Raw genomic sequence first — 676 nt, forward strand, 5'->3', positions numbered from 1 at the left:
CTCGTCAAGCGCGGCCTCTTCGGTGATGTCGGCGGTCGGGATGTGCAGGGCAAGATCGAAAACCTTAAGCCCGAGATCGTAGGCAATGCAGATCTGGTTGATCGCGGCACCTCCGGCGGCGCAAAGTTCGACCGCGTTGGCGGTCGCCGCCACCGGCCGTGGCGAAATGCCGTGGCGCGTGACGCCGTGATTGCCGGCAAAGACCGCCATCAGCGGTCTTGTCACCGCGGGCGGAGCCCGCCCGCTCCAGGCGGCCAGCCAGGCGGCGATGTCCTCGATGCGGCCAAGCGAATTGCCCGGTTCGGCCTTGGCAAACAGCGTGCGCACGCGGGTCTCGGCTGCCGTGTCGGCCGCCGGCAGATTGGCCAACAGGTTGCGAAAATCGTCGAAAGGCAGTGCGCTGGTCATCTTGTTATCGATCATTCCCTGGATTTGGTAAGCGGCATAGCCGCCTTGCGGGGTTGGCACAACCTCTGGGATGATGGGCCTGCATTTGCCGCAAAGCCGGCCCCGAAGGGCGCAATCGCGAGGGCTTGCATTGGCTTTGCCGTTGCACCATGTGGAGGTGGAACAAGGGATTGCGGATGGAAGCCCAAGAGAAAGTCATGACGGCCATCGAATCCCCGTGCATCCTGGTCTGTTCGATCGACATGAAAACCGGCTTCTGTTTCGGGTG

At 62.9% G+C, this 676-nt stretch carries 1 protein-coding gene and 1 pseudogene; one reads left to right on the forward strand and one right to left on the reverse strand.

The window, feature by feature from the left end; genetic code table 11:
* A partial coding sequence (locus ENZ74_RS33555) for a nicotinate-nucleotide--dimethylbenzimidazole phosphoribosyltransferase (protein WP_206522406.1) occupies positions 1-408 on the reverse strand: 408 nt, incomplete at its 3' end.
* 197 nt (positions 409-605) lie between these two features.
* Between ENZ74_RS33555 and ENZ74_RS33560 the strand changes: the two are divergent.
* Positions 606-676: pseudogene (locus ENZ74_RS33560) on the forward strand (DUF1289 domain-containing protein); the annotation flags it as partial.

Source organism: Mesorhizobium sp. M7A.F.Ca.CA.002.15.2.1, from assembly GCF_003998715.1.
Taxonomy (GTDB): domain Bacteria; phylum Pseudomonadota; class Alphaproteobacteria; order Rhizobiales; family Rhizobiaceae; genus Mesorhizobium; species Mesorhizobium ciceri.